The organism is Rhodococcus sp. SMB37 (genome assembly GCF_004345605.1).
GTDB lineage: Bacteria > Actinomycetota > Actinomycetes > Mycobacteriales > Mycobacteriaceae > Rhodococcus.
Genome location: NZ_SLVY01000020.1, coordinates 1 through 16,441, shown reverse-complemented (window position 1 = coordinate 16,441; position 16,441 = coordinate 1). Strand labels below are relative to the sequence as shown.

Here is a 16,441-nt window from a genome sequence, read left to right as displayed (position 1 = left end):
GACGCCGATTCTTTGTCACATATCGCCGAACTCACCGCCGCAGGTTGGGGGGTCGTGCACCTCCCGCCGCAGATGCGACGACACCCCAGGTCCACAGACCCAGGGTGTCGTCGTATTCGTGCCCGCCGGCCGCTATCTGCGCGCGAGAATCGCGCCCACGACGACACCGGCGAGAGCGATGCCGGCACCGACCCCCACGGACGTGAGCACTGTGACGACCGACGTACCGCCGCCGGTGCACGCAGGCACGGCAACCGCTGGGGGCTGCCTCGTCGACGCCCCGGCCACGTCGGGAACCGCGGCCGGAATCGTCTCCGCAGGAGCTGTCTCTTGGGTTACGGCTTCCGGGATTCCGTTCGCGATCACCCCGTCGATACCGTTGAAGAACACACCGGCCATCTTCTTCGCGACACCGGTGATCATCCGCTGGCCCACGCCACCGACCATGCCGCCCACGACCGCGTCGGCGTCATAACTCAGGACCGTGCCACCGTCACGTTCTTCGAGCCGGACCGTCACGTCGGCCTTGACCGTTCCCGGCGCGCCCGAGCCCGATGCGGTCATCACGAACGAGTCCGGCCGATTCTGCTGGGACAGAAGTACTTCGCCGTCGTAGGTGCCCTTGATCGACGCGACGCCCGCGGTGATCGACAGCTTGTAGTGGTTGTCGCTGATCTGTTCGAGCGACTGCACACCCGGGATGGTGGCCGCGAGGACACGACCGTCCTGCAGGCTGTCGTACACGACTTCCGGCGGTGCCAGCAGTTGTGCAGTACCGGCGATTCTCATTGGTTCTCCTTGCTCCGGGTCGCCGCGTGGGTCAGACGCAGCTCGAACAACTCCGAGGGGGAAATCGGCATGGACGTGATCGGGATGCCCTCCGCGTCCTCGATCGCGGCGGCGATGACGGCCGACGTCGGTATCACGCCCGCCTCGCCGGCGCCCTTCATGCCGAGGGGGTTGAGTGCGGACGGGGTCACCGTGTGATCCATCTCGAGGGAGTCGGGCATCTCGGTGACGAACGGCATCAGGAAGTCCATGTACGACGCGTTGAGCATCTGACCGTGCTCGTCGTAGACGATCCGCTCGTACAGCGCACCCCCGATGCCCTGGGCCACCGCGCCCATCACCTGACCTTCGACGATCCGCGGGTTGATCACGTTGCCGCAATCGTGCACCACCGCGTACTTCCGCACGTGGATCTCCGCAGTGACGGGGTCGGTTTCGACGATTGCCGCATGGACACCGGACGCGAACGTCGATGTGGGCGGCGAGTAGTAGCCGGTGGCCTCGAGTCCCGGCTGCTCCCCTTCGGGGACGGGTGGCACCGTCATGTCGGTGTCGGCCTTGGCGAACCCGGTTGCTTGACGGGATGCATCGTCGAACGCGTACCGCAGCGGGTTGGAGAGCACGGCGACCACTCCGAGCGGAATCGACGTCCCCTCCGCGCCGGGTTCGGTGCCGGCGACACAGACGTGTCCGCCGCGCAGTTCCAAGGTTGCCGGGTCGACGTGCAGGTGTTCGGCGGCGATCTTCTTCGCCTTCTCCGCCACCATCTGTGCCGCGACGTGGAAGGCCGATCCGGACATGACCGCGCCGCGCGAGGCGAAGGTGCCCACGGCGTAGCCGAACCGGCGGGTGTCGCCGGTGACGATCTCGACATCGGACACCGGGACCCCGAGATCGTCGGCGACGATCTGCGCGAACGACGTCTGATGCCCCTGGCCCTGGGTCGTCAGGCCGGTTGCCGCCTTGATCTTTCCGGAGGTCTCGACGAGCACGTGCGCACCTTCGTACGGGCCGGGTCCGGTGCCTTCGACGTACGCGCCGATACCGATGCCGACGGTACGTCCGTCGGCCTTCGCCTGTTTCTTGTACTCGGCGAAGCCGTCCCAGTCGATGAGTTTCTTGAGCTTGTCGATGCCGGCCTGGTAGTCGCCGGTGTCGTAGATGAGCGGGCGGCCGTCCTGGAAGGTGAGATGGAAGTCGTACGGCATCTCCTCGGGCCGGATGAGGTTCGCCTCCCTTACCGCGATGACGTCCTTGCCGAGGTACTTCGCGATCGCGTCCATCGACCGTTCCATCGCGAACACCCCCTGCGGCCGGCCCGCGCCACGGTAGGGCGTGACGATGACAGTGTTGGTGTACAGCGAATAGGCGTCCACCCGGAACGATTTCGGCTTGTACGGGCCGAGAACCTGAGTGGAGGTGTTGAGGATGACAATGATGCCGTACGGCAGGTAGGCGCCGTTGTCGTGCCAGAGGGAGAAGTCGAAGGCCAGAAGCCGGCCCTCGTCGTCGAACCCGATGGTCACCTCGTGAACCTGCCCGCGTTCGTGCGCGCTCGAGATGAAGTGTTCACGCCGGTCTTCGACCCATTTGACCTCGTCGGAGATGCCGGCCTGCCCGAGCCTGCGAGCTGCCCACGTCACCATCACTTCTTCGGGCCACGGGTGCACGATCTTCACACCGAAGCCGCCGCCGACGTCGGGGGCTATGCAGTGCACCTTGTTGTGCGCCAAACCGAGCCTCGCGGCGATCGCGGCACGCGCGGAGGTGGAGGTCTGCGTGGAGGTCCAGAACGTGAGGGCCTTCTCGTCGTCGTCCCAGCGCGCGTAGACGCCCTTGCCCTCCATCGGCATCGACGCCGACCGCTCGATCTCCAGATTCAGCGTGAGGCGGTGTGGCGCAGCCGCGAGTTCGGCGTCGACGTCCCCGAAACCGTGCTGCAGGTGTGCGGCGACGTTGTCGGGCACATCGGGGTGGACGCTGTACTCGGCCCGGCGGGACACGTCGATGCCCACCACCTCGGGCAGCGTCTCGTAGGTGACGTCGATGAGGGCGCATGCGTCCTCCGCGATGTACCGGTTGTCGGCGACGACCATCGCGATGGCTTCACCGACGTGGTTCACTTCGTCTTTCGCGAGCGGATACCCGTTGCGGGGAGCGGTGATGGCAGGATGCGGAATCAGCAGTGGCAGATTTTCCGCCATCTCCGGGGTGTCGTCCACGAGATCGTCGTACGTGTAGATCGCGTGGACACCGGCCACGTCGAGGGCGGCGTCGATATCGATGCCGGTGATGCGGGCGTGGGCGTGCGGTGACCGGACGAACGCCGCGATGAGCGCGCCCTGCCCCAGGTCGTCGAGGTAGCGGCCCTGGCCACTCAGAAGACGGCGGTCCTCACTACGTGGGATGGGCTTTCCGAACGACTTGCCGTCCTTGCCGGCCAGGAGGTCCGCTGCGGTGCTCGCAACATGGGAAGTGGTGGCGCTCATGCGGGTCCCGCCTTTCCATCCACCGGGCGGGTGGTGCCGCGGACTTTGCCGTCGAGCGAGGCGCGCGCCGCTTCGTCGTCGGGTCCGAGCGGTGATCCCCCTGCGCGTTCCCGGGTGATCTCGGCGGCACGGAGGACTGCGGCGCGGATGTTCTGGTACCCCGTGCACCGGCAGAGGTTGCCCGCAATCGCCTCGGTCGCTTCTTCACGGGTGGGCGAGGGATTCTCCTCCAGATAGGCGGCGATCGTCGTGACGAAACCCGGTGTGCAGAAACCGCATTGCAGACCGTGACAGTCCACGAAGGCCTGCTGCACGGGGTGCAGTGTGCCGTCGGGTTCGACGAGACCCTCGACCGTCGTCACCGAACGTCCTTCGAGACTCGCGGCGAGGACCAGGCAGGATCGGACAGGTTTGCCGTCGAGCAGCACTGTGCATGCACCGCACACACCGTGCTCGCATCCGACATGGGTGCCGGTCTGGCGCAGATGGTGCCGGATCGCGTCCGAGGCGAGCGTTCGGGACGGCAGCACGACCGTCTGCGTGACCGCATTCAACGTGAAGGTCACCGCCACGTGCTGCTCGCCGGTCTGGGCCTCCAGGTCGTTCACCTGCTCGTCGAGGGTGCGAGCCGGTGCGCGCCCCCTTCCGCCTCGCGGCATCGTGCTCGTCATGATCTTCCTCCTGTCGGCATCGGCATCGGCTTCCGCGTCCCGTCGTGGGCGGCGTCCCGTGCGGCGGCGAACCCGACTCGCCCTGTCAGTGCCGCGACCAATTGCGACCGGTAGCGGGCGGTGGCGTGGATATCGGCGTCGGTCTCGACGTTCTCGCGGGCAATCTCCGCGAGTTGCTGCCACAGGGGGTCGCGGTCGTCGGTTGCCGATGCTCCGCGCAGGGTGTCGCTGTAATCGACGACCTGCCCGAGCTCACCGGCGGACACGTAGGTCACCCGAGCGCCCACGACGAAGCCGTCCTCGACCTCCACCTGTGCTACCACACCCACGAGTGCGTAATCGCCGTGACGGCGGGCGATTTCGTCGATTGCGGTGCCGACACCAGGCCGGGCCGGTGGCACCGTGACACTCGTCGCGATCTCGTCGGGCCCGAGGGTGGATTCGAGCGGACCGGCGAACAACTCGTCGGCCCTGATCTCCCGTACCCCACGCACCGATCGCGCCGTGAGTGTGCCACCGAGCAATGCCAGCACGGCGGGCATCTCCGCGGAGGGGTCGGCGTGGACGATCGACCCCACCGTGGTGCCGCGGTTGCGAATGGTCGGGTGCGCCACCAGGCTCAGCGCCCGGCCCAGGAGCGGCTGCACCGTCGCCGCCGATGCGTCTGCTTCCAGTGCGCTGTGCGTGACCAGGGCATCGAAGGTGACCCCCAGCTCCGGCGACGCCGTCACTGCGTCGAACCGCGGTATCGATCCGATGTCCACGACGTGTGCCGGCGCGGCGAGCCGCATCGACAGCAGCGGTACCAGCGACTGACCACCGGAGAGCACCTTGCCCTCAGGGGTGACCCGCGCAAGCATCTCGCAGGCCTCGTCGATCGACCGGGGCCGGTGATAGGTGAGTGGCGACGGTTTCATTCAGTAGATCCTGCCCGCATCGTGCAATCGTTGATTGGTGAAGAAGTGACAACGCTCACGTCTATTCTCTGTCAAAAGTAATCGGCGTCACGCCGGCTGTTCCACCCGCTCCCGGGTGGCTCCCCCGTCGGGGTCGGTGTCGGGTTCGCGATCCGCGTCGTCACCACCGCCGACGGGGCCTGCATCGTCCTTCGGGGCGATCACTCGACACACGTGGTAGAGAACGATGACGACGATGGTGCCGAGCGCGATGCCACTGAGCGAGAAGGTGTCGGTGAAGCGCAGCGAGGTGTCGCCGATCGCGATGATCAGGCCCGCCGCGACCGGCATGAGGTTGAGCGGGTTGCCGAAATCGACTCCGTTCTCCTTCCAGATCTTGGCACCGAGCAGGCCGATGATTCCGTAGAGGACGACGGTGATTCCACCGAGCACACCTCCGGGAGTGGCGGAGATGACAGCACCGAACTTCGGGGAGAAGCCGAGCAGCATCGCTATCACACCGGCGGCGGCGTACGCCGCGGTCGAGTACACCTTCGTCGCTGCCATGACGCCGATGTTCTCCGCGTACGTGGTGGTGGGTGAACCACCGACACCTGTCGCCATCGCGGTGGCGAGGCCATCCGCCGCGAGGGCGCGTCCCATCATCGGGTCGAGGTCGGTCTTGGTGATCTCGGCGACGGCCTTGACGTGACCGGCGTTCTCCGCGATGAGGGCGATCACGCCGGGGAGCACGAGCACGATGAACGTGAGACTGAACGACGGCGCATGGATGCCGACGATTCCGTTCGCCTCGTCGGTGAACGGCGGCAGGCCGACCCACGACGCCGACGCCACACCATCCCAGTCGACGCGGAAATGCTCGGTGACGGCACCGGCGGTGGCGTCGTACGACGTGATCGGTCCGGTGACCAGGTCGAGGACCCACGAGAGCGCGTAGCCGAACAGCAGCGACAGGAAGATCGCGACCCGGCCGAGGAATCCGCGGAGTACGACGCTGGAGACGACGAGCACCACCATGACGATCAGCGCTACCCACTGATCCTGCGGCCAGTAGGTTCCGGCCACCACGGGGGCGAGATTGAATCCGATCAGCATGACGACCGCACCCGTCACGACGGGTGGCAGCACCTTGAAGACCACCGACCCACCGAGGAAATGGATCGCCACGCCGATGGCCGCAAGGACGAGGCCCGACACCATGATCGCGCCCGTCACCTCGGCGCTGGTACCGCCCTGCGCGTGGATTGCGGCAATGCCACCGACGAATGCCGCCGAGGTTCCGAGATAGCTGGGGATCCGCCCTTTGACGACGAGCAGGAAGAACAGCGTGCAGAATCCTGAAAGCATCACCGCAAGCTGGGGATTGAGCCCCATGATGATCGGGAAGACGAAGGTGGCCCCGAACATCGACACCACGTGCTGACCACCGAGTCCGATGGTGCGGCCCCAGGTCAACCGTTCGTTCGGCGCGACCACCTCCCCCGGTGCGATGGTCTTTCCGTCTCCGTGCAACGTCCATATGGCCATGGCGGACCTTTCAGGCAGAGAGTGTGGTGCCAAGAGAGTCGACGTGGATTGTTACGGTTGTGTTGCCGCTCACACATGCACCCGGATAGGCGGAAACGTTAATTGAGAGGGGGCGTTCCAGGGTGGGAACAATCTGCCAGTGCGGGAGGGCAGATATTGGCAATATTAGGAATTGATCCCGCGCATGGCGATGATCTTGAGAGCGAGTGAGAGGTCGAGACGCAACTCTGGATGCGCGGTGAACAGGCCGAGCATCTTCTCGAGCTTCGCGACCCGGTATCGCAACGTGTTGTAATGAAAATGTAACTGGCGCGCGGTTTCTGCGATGTTGATGTTCGTCGCGAGCAGCACTTCGAGGGTGCGTCGCATGTCCTGGGCTTCCGCGGTGTCGTCGGTGAGCTCCTTGAGCGTCTCCCTCGCGAACGACTCGAGTTCATCGGGGTCCTCGACGAGACTGAGCAGCCGGTACACACCGAGATCGTCGAAGTGCGTGACCGCCCATGTCCCGGATATCTTGCGCCCCACTTCGAGTGCGGTTCTGGCCTGGTTGTAGAGCGCCGGAAGGTCGGCCGTCGAGGACGCCGCCCGCGACACCCCCACTCCGAACGGACGGCGTCCACCGCCCCCGGCACCTCGCACCTGTGCGACGAGTTCGTGCACGAGTGTCATGGTGTCGCTCCCCTCGCCCATGATGATCACGATCTCGGTCGCGAGCGCTGTCACGGCGGCTCCGGGGTCACGCCCCGCAACGGCACCGACGAACGCCCTCGCCTGCCGCTCGACGACAGGCAGGCGCGCGGGCGCAGGCGGCGCATCGTCGTCGACGACGTCCGGCTCGACCGCAACGACCACCATGGGCCGGTCGAGATTCCAACCGAACATCTGCGCATGCACGATGACCTGCTCGGGATCGCCACCGCGCCCGCGCAACAGGTCGCGGACGAAGTTGGCGCGGTGCTTCTCCTCGACCGCCGACACTGCCAGTTCCCTACTCACCACGAGCGCACACACCGTCGCGGCCTGCTCGACGAGGTACAGGTCAGCACTCGTGAGAGTGCGCCCCGGAGAGAACAGTACGAGTCGGCCATGGTCGATGCCGTTCGCCGAGATCGCTGCGATCGCCACGTACTCGTCGTCGAAACGATGCAACCCGAGCCCGCCGTCGAGGGAATCGGTGCGGACCCGGCCCGTCGGGTCGAGCGCCGCAGTCGACGCCAGCCAGCAGAAGTCCGCGTCTGTTCCTGAACGGCAGGTCTGCCGGCCGTCCGGGGTGGTGATGAGCACTGCTCCGCCGAGGCTCTGCGCGACACCGTCGGCGAGTGCCTTGTGTCCCCCGCCCGCCATCACGATCTCGAGCAACCCACGGCGTAGATGATCGGCTCTCAAGACCGAGTCGACCTGTGTTTTCGCCATCTCCGCGAGACCGCGTGCGAGCTCGTGGTCGGCAACGATGTCGCCGGGGGTCGTCACGATCGGAAAGGCGACAGCGTCCGCGATGCCGTCCGGAAGCGCGCAGTCTTCGTCGAGCCGCACGACGAGACCGGCGATCTCGTTCCGAGCCAACCGCGCCGTGAATTCGCCGATCGTTCCTGCGAGGCGTCGGAGCACGGTGGTCGAGGTGACGAGAAGCTGGTTCGGACGTAACCACGGGCCTATCTCCGGAAGCATCATCACGGCGATGCCGGTGACGTCACGGGCAGTGGCCACGTCGCCCGCGATCACCGTCGGCGCATCCAGAAGTCCCGACGCAACGACATCGGCGAACGGAGTCGGGGCGACGATCGCGTGATGGGTGCAACCCGAGTCGGCTTTCGGGGAGGCTTTCATCTTCCGCACCGTCACAGCAACACCCGTTCACCTGCCAGTCGTTCGTCCCGCCGGGCGCGAGACTCATGACCATAGATTCCCGAGACAGCGCCGTCAACACCGACACTCACAGGGATGGTCGACACTCGACGTCAGACGTGCGCCTCGGGAGCACCAGCCACAGAATGCGCCGAAATCATGGGCACCCGCTTGTACATTGTCGCCGTCGCGGTGTGGTACCCCACTGGACCATCGTCGTGACGATGAAACCACTACTCCACGGTGTCCGCGTTCTCGATCTGTCCCGAGCCCTCGCCGGCCCCCTGTGCACCTCACTGCTCGCCGACTTCGGCGCCGATATCATCAAGGTCGAATCCATCGGCCGGGGCGACAGCTCGCGCCAGTGGCCTCCGTTCGACGGATCCGACAGCCTGTACTTCGCATCGGTGAACCGGAGCAAACGGTCCGTCGCGCTCGATATGCGCACTGACGAAGGGCGGAAACTACTGCGCCGTATGGCTTCCGAGGTGGACGTGATCGTCGAGAACTTCCGGCCCGGTGTACTCGCCGCAATGGGACTCGACCAGGACTCACTACGGCGCGACAACCCCGGCGTGATCGTGATGAGCGTCAGCGGCTTCGGCCCCACCGGACCCGACCGATTCGCACCGGGCCTCGACCAGGTCGCGCAAGGTATGTCCGGACTCATGTCCGTGACCGGCGGCGGCGACGACACACCCATGCGCGTCGGCGTGCCCATCATCGACACGGTCTCGGGAATCTATGCGGCACTCGGCATCACCGCCGCACTCGTCGCCCGCTCGCGCGACGGTGAGGGCCATCACGTACAGACATCACTGATCGAATCGGCCTTGTCGATCATGACTTTCCAAGCGCAGGACTATCTCAGCACGGGAAGGGTTTCCGAACCCAACGGCAACACCCACCCGACCATCACCCCGTACGGCTGCTTCGACACCGCCGACTGCCCGATCATCATCGCGACCGGTTCCGACAAGCACTGGGAAGCACTGTGCGTCGTCCTCGGTGACCCCGACCTTGCGAAGCGACCCGACTACGCCACCGGCGTATCCCGCCTCGAACACCGCGACACGCTCACCAAGGAACTCCTCGAACTGCTGTCACACAGGTCGGCGGCCGAATGGGTGACAGCGATGCGTTCGGCCGGAATTCCGTGCGGTCCAGTTCATTCGATCGACCAGGCCTTCGCCGATCCACAGGTGCAGGCGCTGGACATGGTGCAAAAGTTAACTACCCCCGACGGGAAGGACCTGCCGCTGTTGCGCGGGCCGTTCTGGGTCGATTCCGAAACACTGCCGATCCGGAATGCGCCGCCGATGGTCCTCGGCCAGGACACCGACGCCGTACTCGCCGAATTCGGTGTCGGCGAAGCCGAACTCGACGGATTGCACCGGGCGGGCGTCATCTGACCCGGGCGACTCGGCACAGCCGCGCTGCCACCGACAGCGCGACGTGTTCGTGGAACGGACGGGCGACGAGCTGCACGCCGATCGGCATGCCGTCGCCCGTCTCTCCCACCGGCACCACCACCGACGGAAATCCCGCGACACTGATAGTGCGGCAACTCGCCAACACCTCCTGCCAAGTGAGGGAACGACCATCCACGTCGAACCGATCGCGCCCGAGAAGCGGAGCGCCGATGGACGCAACCGGAAGCACCAGAAGATCCCCCATCTCGGCGAGCAACCGCTGCACGAACCGAGCGCGGGTGGCCCACAGCTCCTCGACCTCGGCACTGGACTCGGCGCGTGCCGCGGACAGCATCTGCCGGATGCTCGCGCCGAACGTGTCCGGCGCGGCCGACGCGGTGATGTCGGCGTGCGTCTGAGTTGCCCGCAGCCGTCCGAACAAGTCGTTTCCCTGAGCGAGCGCGGACCCTCCGTAGCGGCGCGCACCGAGCCTGCCCGCCACCTCCGTCACGGCCGCGACGATGTCCGCCGCGACCGGCACTGTTCCTTCACCGGGCGCCCACGTGATGTCCAGGCGGTCGACGTCGACACCGGCCGGGTCCATCCACGCGATGTGCGGCTCCGAGACCACCCGCAGGACGAGGACAGCCTCGTCGAGGCTGCGCGCCATCGGACCGATGGTCTGGAGCGCGCCGTGCACGGTGACGGGATTCGCCAGCAGGTGATCACCGGCGACAAGCCCGGGATACTGACCGTCGGCGCAGACCCGGCCGATCGTGGGGCGGATCGACGCGAGGCCTGTGCAGTGCGCCGGCCAGCGCACAGACCCGCCGAAATCCGTGCCGAGTCCGAGCACGCTCATGCCCGATGCGATGGCTGCCGCCTCACCGCCACTCGACCCTCCGGGCGACCGTGGCAGGTCAGGTGTTCCGAGCGGGTTCACTGTCGGTCCGAAGAGTTCGTTGTCGGTGAGACCGGACGTGCCGAACTCCGGTGTGTTGGTCTTCCCGATCAGGATCGCCCCCGCCGCCTTCATCGCCGCCACCGCAGGTGCGTCGACGCCGGGCACATTATCGGCGAGAGCCCGCGACCCGGCCGTGGTGCGAACCCCGGCCGTGGTGACGAGATCCTTCACGGTGAACGGGACCCCGGCCAGCGGACCCGGTGGCTCGCCGCACGCGAGCCGGTCGTCGAGCACGTCCGCGTCGCGACGGGACTGCTCGGTCGCGACGGTGACGATCGCGTTCAGCTGCGGATTTCTGTCACCGATGTGCGCGAGGTGCTCCTCCACGACCGCGCGCGCCGAGACTTCTCGCCGGTGCACCGCACGCGCAATCGCGTGTGCGTCCGCGCCGACCCAGGTACCCGTCCTCACACGACCGTTCGTCTCCACGCGTCCTCCTTCGTTCCGATGGACGTGAACGCTAGGTGTGAGTCGGCGGGCTCGCCAACGTTCAGTGTCCACAGGATCGCGAACGCCAGGCTGTGAAGAGTTGATACGTCGATGTGTGGGCGCACCTGACAGGATCGGTCCATGTTTGCGCCGTGGGCCCGTCTGTCGTTCGCTGTCTTCGCGGTGAGCTGGGGCGCCAATCAGTTCGCCCCCATGCAACTCGTCTACCGCGAGCATCTCGGTCTCGGTAGCGGGTCATTCACCGCCATGCTCGGCTCCTACATCCTGGGACTGATTCCCGCGCTGCTGTACTTCGGCCGGGTCGCCGATCGGATCGGCCGGCGTCCGGTGATCCTCGCGATGGTCCCGGTGAGCATCGTGTCGTCGGTGGTACTGCTTCTCGGCGCCGAGTTGCCACTGTTGCTGTATCTGGGCCGGGTCCTCGCCGGCCTTGCATCGGGGATGGCGTTCGGCGCGGGCACCGCCTGGATGAAGGAACTGAGCGTCGACGCGGGCCCCGGCGTGGGTGCGCGGCGCGCGGCGGTGTCGCTGTCGGCGGGATTCGGATGCGGAGCGCTGTTCGCCGGGCTCATCGCACAGTGGCTGCCGGCACCCGAGGTGCTGACCTATGTCGTGCACATCGCGCTGATGGCAGTGGCTCTGGTGCTGGTGTGGCCGGTGCCCGATGGCCACATGCCCCGAACCGTGCAGGGTTCGTGGCGGCTGTCCATCTTGTCGAACCCGCGGTTCCGGTGGGGTGTGGTGCCGTGGGCCCCGTGGGTGTTCGGTTGCGCCACAGTCTCATTTGTGACGCTTCCGCCGCTCGTGTCCGACAGCGTGAGCGAGTTGTCCATCGCATTCACCGGCACGATCGCTGCGCTGACCTTGCTCACCGGCGCCCTGATCCAGCCGTGGGCACGGCGCATGGCCCGGCATGACGAGACCCTCGGTGTGCGAATCGGTGTCGGGATCGGCGTCCTGGGATTCGCCGCGGGCGCCGGTACCGCATACGCAGACGGGCCGTGGTCGGTCGTGGTGATCCTCGCCGCAGCTGTTCTCCTCGGCGCGGGCTACGGCATCCTGCTCATCTCGGGCCTCGTCGCCGTGGAACACATCGCACCTGCCGACGAGTTGGCCCAGAGCGTGGCAGTCTTCTACTGCCTGATCTATCTCGGCTTCGCGGTGCCGTTCGTCATCGCGCTCGCCGCTCCGCACATCGGATTCGGGGCGTGTTTCGCCGCTGCCGCGGCGCTGATGTGTGCGGCGCTGATCTTCGGTCGCCTTGTCCGGATCAACCCGCCGGGGCGAGAGCACCGTCGCGCACACGTGTGAGCAACCGGCCGAGTGCTCTCGCGACCGCGTCCGCGCTCTCGGAGAGCACGCGGTGTCCTGCGCCGGGAATCCGGACCAGTTCGGCGCCGGGGAGGTGCGAAACGATCGCTTCCGAGTGGGTGATCGGCACGAAACGGTCGGCCGTTCCCGCTGCCACCACGACGGGAACCGCCGCGAGTGCCCCGATCGCGTCGTATTCATCGAGCACCGCGAACGCCGCCAGCAGCCGCGACCAGGTGACGACGGATGTCTCGTTCGCGAGCACCATGCCGAGCATGCGCAGCCAAGAGTCCTCGGAGCGTCGTCGTCCGAGCATCGTGCACACAGCGCCGCCGGCTCGCTTCGAGCGCTCCATGGTCCGCGGTGCCCGTGCCACCGCGCGGTGCAGGAATGACGTGGCGGGATGTCTCAGATACCGGCCGACCCCGTCGTCGGCGAGCCCGCCCGCGGCCGTCGACACCAGCGCGAATCCCACGATCCGAGTCCCGATCGTCGCAGGCTGGAGTCGTGCATATGCCAGCGACACCATGCCGCCCATCGAGTAACCGGCCAGCACCACCGGGCCGCGAGGCACGAGCGTGCGAAGGACGGAGTCGAGGTCGCGGGCCAGCTGGTCGAACGTGAACGACTCGACATCACCGATGCCGGAACTGCCGTGTCCGCGCTGGTCGTAGCGCACGGTTCGGACCGCAGGCGCGCCCAGTCGCTCGCCGACGCCGGTCCAGCACGCCGAGTCCTGACAGTGGCCGTGCACGAACACGACGGTGAGCTCGGCATCGGCCGGACCGTCCACGTATGCGACAAGTGGCACACCGTCGTCGGCGGCGACGGTGAACCTGGAAGGTGAATCGAACATGAACAACTCCTCGAGCGACCTGCTCGATTATTCGTGTCCTCGTTCCCTTCCGTTAACTGTCGCTACCGAATCGTGACGCCCAGGACCTCAGCGTGGTGCGAGCGCCCGGATCATCGGTGCCGGATCGCCGTCTGCGACGAGCAGCATCGCGGGGGTGGTGACTCCCGCCTCTACGTAACGTTCGACGTGTTCGCGGCACGCGTCGGGGTGTCCGTGCACGATGAGTTCGTCTACGACATGGTCGGGAATCGCCTCGAGCGCGGCCTTGCGATCGCCCTCCGCCCACAGCCGCCACATGCCGGCGAACTCGTCGGACCGTCCGAGGAACTCGTGGAAGGCGCGGTAGACGGGCACGTTCATGTACGCGGCGATCATGCGCCGGCCCATGGCTCGGGCGGTGTCGGTGTCGTATCCGGGGAGCACGAAGATCCGCGCGACGATGTCCTTCCCTTCACCGCCCTCGTGGACGTACGGCGCAACGGTGCGGACGTCGTCGGCCGACAACCAGTTGACGATTGCCCCGTCGGCTTCCTTGCCGGCGAGTCGCAGCATCCCGGGTCGCAGGGCCGCGAGCAGCACGGGCGGAGCGGGATCCGCGACCATCCCGGCGCGAAAACCGTCGACCGAGAAGGTGTCGTACTCCTGGGTCACCTTCTCACCGGCCAACGCCGACTTCAGGAAACGCAGCGTGTCGCGGGCGCGCTTGTACGGCTCGTCGAAGGGAATACCGTTCCACTTCTCGACGATGACGTTGGACGACGTACCCACACCGAGCACGAAACGGCCCGGAGCAGCGGATGCGAGGGTCGCGGCGGACATGGCGAGTGTGGCCGGGCCGCGGGTATAAACGGGAACGATCGCGGTGCCGAGCCGCAGCGTGGGCGCCCACACGCTCGCGAGTGCGAGCGGGGTGAAGGCGTCGGCCACATTGGCTTCGGACGACCACACGTCGGTGTAGCCGAGGTCGGGAAGCTCTTCGATGATGCTGCGCTGATCGGCCAGGGGGATGCCGTCGAGGGGAACCGTGAGTCCCCACCGTCGTGTCTTGTCGGTCATGGCCGTCACATTAGAGCAGATCCCCACAGGTCACACAGCATCCGTATGCTGGCTCGTTGTGCATATCGGTCAACTGTGGCGGTATCCGGTCAAGTCCTTCGGAGGTGAGCGGCTGCAGTCCGCGACGATCGAATCCGACGGTCTCCGAGGCGACCACGTGTGGGCGGTCGTCGATGCAGAATCGGGCACCGTGGCAACCGCGAAGAAGTTCCGTCGGTTCGGTGTTCTGCTGACGTGCGGTGCGCGCCTGACGGACGAGGCCGACCCGCGGGACCCGGCGGCGCTGGAATTGACGTTCCCCGACGGCACCGTGATGCGCGGCGACGACAGCGGCGTCGACGAGATGTTGTCGGATCTGACGGGGCACGCCGTCCGGCTCGAAGCCAAGGCCCGCTCGTACGACGCGGCTCCCCTGCATGTGGTCACCTCGTCGTCGGTGAATGCGCTGGACACGGGCGATCCGATCGAGGTCGCGGTGCGCCGATTCCGGCCGACGATCGTCGTCGACACCGAGGGCACGGACGGTTTCGTCGAGAACGACTGGTTGGGTGTTCGGCTCGGGCTCGGCGACGTTGTCATCGAACCGAACAAGCGCACCGATCGGTGTGTGATGGTGACGCTCGACCATCAGGAGATCCCGGCTCGGCGCGAGATGTTGCGTACCGTCATGTCGCGCAATCGCGTACTGACCCGCGAGGGCGGCAAGGAAGCACCGTGCGTCGGTGTGTATGCGCAGGTCAGTGCGCCGGGGACCATCCACTGCGGCGACCCGGTCGCAATTTCGAACGCCTGACCCCCGGCGCGCACTTGGGAGACAGAGGCAACCCGTCGGCAGGCAGTATCCGTCCGAAGCGGCTGCGGTTTCGACATCCAACACTAGACATATCGTTTGTCGATGTGTATAACGATTATCGATGCATCGATAATCGATATGGGCCTTTACGAGGCGCGGGAGCAGACATGGACACCACCGACACCGGACCGATCACACCGACCGACACGTCGAAGAAGGAACGCCGCGATCTGTGGGCGTCGATCGCGGTCTTCGCCCTCACCGGCGGTGTCGTTCTCTACACGTACGTCGCCGGACTCCTCCGCGAGCTGAGCGACGGGATCGTCACAGCACGCGTCGAATTCGATCAGCCCCAGGCACTCACGTCACTCGACGGCGTGGCGATGCAACTGGGGTCGCCCTCCACCATCGACGTGGCGACAGACCAGCTCTCCCCCGTCACTGTCGGATTCCTCCGTAGCGCCGACACACTGCAGACCTTCGGCTATCTGGTGGTACTGGCGCTGCTGACCTGGATGGTCGTGCGATTCGCCCGCGGCCACCTGTTCGACCGCCTCGCGGTGCGTCTCGTCGCGGTCTCCTCCATCGTCGCGGTCGCGACCATCCTCGTTCCGCAGTTCCCCCGAACACTCGGCACCAACATGCTGCTTCGCGACGTGGAGGCTCGCGAGATGATGGACACCGCGACGCTCGGTCCCGAATTCTGGTATGGCTATGTGTTCTGCATGGCACTGTCGGCGGTCGCGGTCGCGCTGCGCATCGGAAGCCGCATGGCTCGGGACAACGAAGGCCTCATCTGATGCCTCCCGAAACCGAACATGCCGTTCGCTGCCACCTCGACACCTTGCTGGCCGATCGAGGTATGACGTTGGCGCAGTTGGCCGAAGAGGTGGGGGTGAGCGTCGTGAACCTGTCGGTGTTGAAGAACGGTCGCGCCCGCGCCATCCGGTTCTCCACCCTGACAGCACTATGTAGAGTCCTCGATTGTTCTGTGGGAGATATTCTTTCGATCGAATGACTACAGATACAACGATACCCGGGACCTTGTGGGTCCCGGGTATCGTTGCGTGGTCCGGCCATCAAGCCAGTGGCGCTCCTGTTGCTGCGCGGACCTGCTCCTCGGTCACGCCCGGCGCGCACTCACGCAAGGCCAGACCATCGTCGGTGACATCGATGACAGCAAGATTCGTGACGATCCGCTGCACCACACCCTCACCCGTCAACGGAAGCGAACACTTCTCCACGATCTTCGGATCACCCGACTTATCGGTGTGCTCCATCAACACGATCACCTTACGAGCACCATGGACGAGGTCCATCGCACCACCCATACCCTTGACCATCTTGCCGGGCACCATCCA

15 protein-coding genes are annotated in these 16,441 nt (G+C 66.2%); 5 read left to right on the top strand and 10 right to left on the bottom strand.

Features of this window, described 5'->3' with window-relative positions; genetic code table 11:
* Positions 1-132 precede the first annotated feature (132 nt).
* The 6 genes from EV641_RS25125 to EV641_RS25100 all read right to left on the bottom strand — a co-directional run bounded on the left by EV641_RS25125 (position 133) and on the right by EV641_RS25100 (position 8,220).
* A complete protein-coding gene (locus tag EV641_RS25125) occupies positions 133-789 on the bottom strand; it encodes a carbon monoxide dehydrogenase subunit G (RefSeq protein ID WP_054713502.1) in 657 nt (218 codons plus the stop codon).
* Positions 786-3,278 carry an aerobic carbon-monoxide dehydrogenase large subunit gene (gene cutA / locus EV641_RS25120; protein WP_199233386.1) on the bottom strand — a complete coding sequence of 831 codons (2,493 nt, stop codon included), beginning with the start codon at positions 3,276-3,278 and terminating at the stop codon, positions 786-788. Before cutA ends, EV641_RS25125 begins: the two co-directional genes overlap by 4 nt.
* A complete protein-coding gene (locus EV641_RS25115; protein WP_132475542.1) occupies positions 3,275-3,949 on the bottom strand; it encodes a (2Fe-2S)-binding protein in 675 nt (224 codons plus the stop codon). The genes cutA and EV641_RS25115 overlap by 4 nt, the downstream gene beginning before the upstream one ends.
* Entirely contained in the window at positions 3,946-4,866 is a 921-nt protein-coding gene (locus tag EV641_RS25110) for an FAD binding domain-containing protein (protein WP_132475539.1), read from the bottom strand. Before EV641_RS25110 ends, EV641_RS25115 begins: the two co-directional genes overlap by 4 nt.
* 87 nt (positions 4,867-4,953) lie before the next feature.
* A complete protein-coding gene (locus EV641_RS25105; protein WP_132475536.1) occupies positions 4,954-6,393 on the bottom strand; it encodes a solute carrier family 23 protein in 1,440 nt (479 codons plus the stop codon).
* A 165-nt stretch (positions 6,394-6,558) separates the two neighbouring features.
* Positions 6,559-8,220, bottom strand: coding sequence for a PucR family transcriptional regulator (locus EV641_RS25100; RefSeq protein WP_132475533.1), 1,662 nt, complete (start codon positions 8,218-8,220; stop codon positions 6,559-6,561).
* 242 nt (positions 8,221-8,462) lie between these two features.
* Here EV641_RS25100 and EV641_RS25095 point away from each other — a divergent pair, with 242 nt between their 5' ends.
* Positions 8,463-9,650 carry a CoA transferase gene (locus tag EV641_RS25095; RefSeq protein WP_132475530.1) on the top strand — a complete coding sequence of 396 codons (1,188 nt, stop codon included), beginning with the start codon at positions 8,463-8,465 and terminating at the stop codon, positions 9,648-9,650.
* On the opposite strand, the gene EV641_RS25090 is transcribed toward EV641_RS25095, so the two are convergent.
* Positions 9,643-11,025, bottom strand: a complete 1,383-nt coding sequence (locus EV641_RS25090) for an amidase (RefSeq protein WP_241997464.1) — start codon at positions 11,023-11,025, stop codon at positions 9,643-9,645. The genes EV641_RS25095 and EV641_RS25090 overlap by 8 nt on opposite strands.
* A 159-nt stretch (positions 11,026-11,184) precedes the next feature.
* On the opposite strand from EV641_RS25090, the gene EV641_RS25085 reads away from it, so the two are divergent.
* Positions 11,185-12,375 carry an MFS transporter gene (locus EV641_RS25085; protein WP_132475525.1) on the top strand — a complete coding sequence of 397 codons (1,191 nt, stop codon included), beginning with the start codon at positions 11,185-11,187 and terminating at the stop codon, positions 12,373-12,375.
* On the opposite strand, the gene EV641_RS25080 is transcribed toward EV641_RS25085, so the two are convergent.
* Positions 12,335-13,231 (bottom strand): alpha/beta fold hydrolase, encoded by an 897-nt coding sequence (locus tag EV641_RS25080; protein ID WP_132475522.1) that lies wholly within the window; start codon positions 13,229-13,231, stop codon positions 12,335-12,337. The genes EV641_RS25085 and EV641_RS25080 overlap by 41 nt on opposite strands.
* Positions 13,232-13,318: 87 nt before the next feature.
* The gene (locus EV641_RS25075; protein WP_054718820.1) at positions 13,319-14,287 is read right to left on the bottom strand and encodes an LLM class F420-dependent oxidoreductase; all 969 of its coding nucleotides are present in this window, start codon (positions 14,285-14,287) and stop codon (positions 13,319-13,321) included.
* On the opposite strand from EV641_RS25075, the gene EV641_RS25070 reads away from it, so the two are divergent.
* The 3 genes from EV641_RS25070 (at position 14,286) to EV641_RS25060 (ending at position 16,098) form a co-directional block, all read left to right on the top strand.
* Positions 14,286-15,080: an MOSC N-terminal beta barrel domain-containing protein gene (locus EV641_RS25070; RefSeq protein ID WP_241997459.1), complete on the top strand. Its 795-nt coding sequence runs from the start codon at positions 14,286-14,288 to the stop codon at positions 15,078-15,080. The genes EV641_RS25075 and EV641_RS25070 overlap by 2 nt on opposite strands.
* A gap of 167 nt (positions 15,081-15,247) precedes the next feature.
* Positions 15,248-15,880: a hypothetical protein gene (locus tag EV641_RS25065; protein ID WP_132475519.1), complete on the top strand. Its 633-nt coding sequence runs from the start codon at positions 15,248-15,250 to the stop codon at positions 15,878-15,880.
* Entirely contained in the window at positions 15,880-16,098 is a 219-nt protein-coding gene (locus tag EV641_RS25060) for a helix-turn-helix transcriptional regulator (protein WP_054718812.1), read from the top strand. The genes EV641_RS25065 and EV641_RS25060 overlap by 1 nt, the downstream gene beginning before the upstream one ends.
* Before the next feature lie 61 nt (positions 16,099-16,159).
* Here the strand turns inward: EV641_RS25060 and EV641_RS25055 are convergent.
* Positions 16,160-16,441: CoA-transferase (locus EV641_RS25055; RefSeq protein ID WP_277874526.1), on the bottom strand; the 282-nt coding region annotated here is incomplete at its 5' end.

Excerpts from the sequence above, each read along its gene's own strand:
- EV641_RS25085 (WP_132475525.1), top strand. The coding sequence starts at position 11,185 with ATGTTTGCGCCGTGGGCCCGTCTGTCGTTCGCTGTCTTCGCGGTGAGC.
- EV641_RS25065 (WP_132475519.1), top strand. The coding sequence starts at position 15,248 with ATGGACACCACCGACACCGGACCGATCACACCGACCGACACGTCGAAG.
- EV641_RS25080 (WP_132475522.1), bottom strand. The coding sequence starts at position 13,231 with ATGTTCGATTCACCTTCCAGGTTCACCGTCGCCGCCGACGACGGTGTG.
- EV641_RS25075 (WP_054718820.1), bottom strand. The coding sequence starts at position 14,287 with ATGACCGACAAGACACGACGGTGGGGACTCACGGTTCCCCTCGACGGC.
- EV641_RS25115 (WP_132475542.1), bottom strand. The coding sequence starts at position 3,949 with ATGACGAGCACGATGCCGCGAGGCGGAAGGGGGCGCGCACCGGCTCGC.
- cutA (WP_199233386.1), bottom strand. The coding sequence starts at position 3,278 with ATGAGCGCCACCACTTCCCATGTTGCGAGCACCGCAGCGGACCTCCTG.
- EV641_RS25110 (WP_132475539.1), bottom strand. The coding sequence starts at position 4,866 with ATGAAACCGTCGCCACTCACCTATCACCGGCCCCGGTCGATCGACGAG.
- EV641_RS25060 (WP_054718812.1), top strand. The coding sequence starts at position 15,880 with ATGCCTCCCGAAACCGAACATGCCGTTCGCTGCCACCTCGACACCTTG.
- EV641_RS25095 (WP_132475530.1), top strand. The coding sequence starts at position 8,463 with ATGAAACCACTACTCCACGGTGTCCGCGTTCTCGATCTGTCCCGAGCC.
- EV641_RS25125 (WP_054713502.1), bottom strand. The coding sequence starts at position 789 with ATGAGAATCGCCGGTACTGCACAACTGCTGGCACCGCCGGAAGTCGTG.
- EV641_RS25070 (WP_241997459.1), top strand. The coding sequence starts at position 14,286 with ATGGCCGTCACATTAGAGCAGATCCCCACAGGTCACACAGCATCCGTA.
- EV641_RS25105 (WP_132475536.1), bottom strand. The coding sequence starts at position 6,393 with ATGGCCATATGGACGTTGCACGGAGACGGAAAGACCATCGCACCGGGG.
- EV641_RS25100 (WP_132475533.1), bottom strand. The coding sequence starts at position 8,220 with ATGAAAGCCTCCCCGAAAGCCGACTCGGGTTGCACCCATCACGCGATC.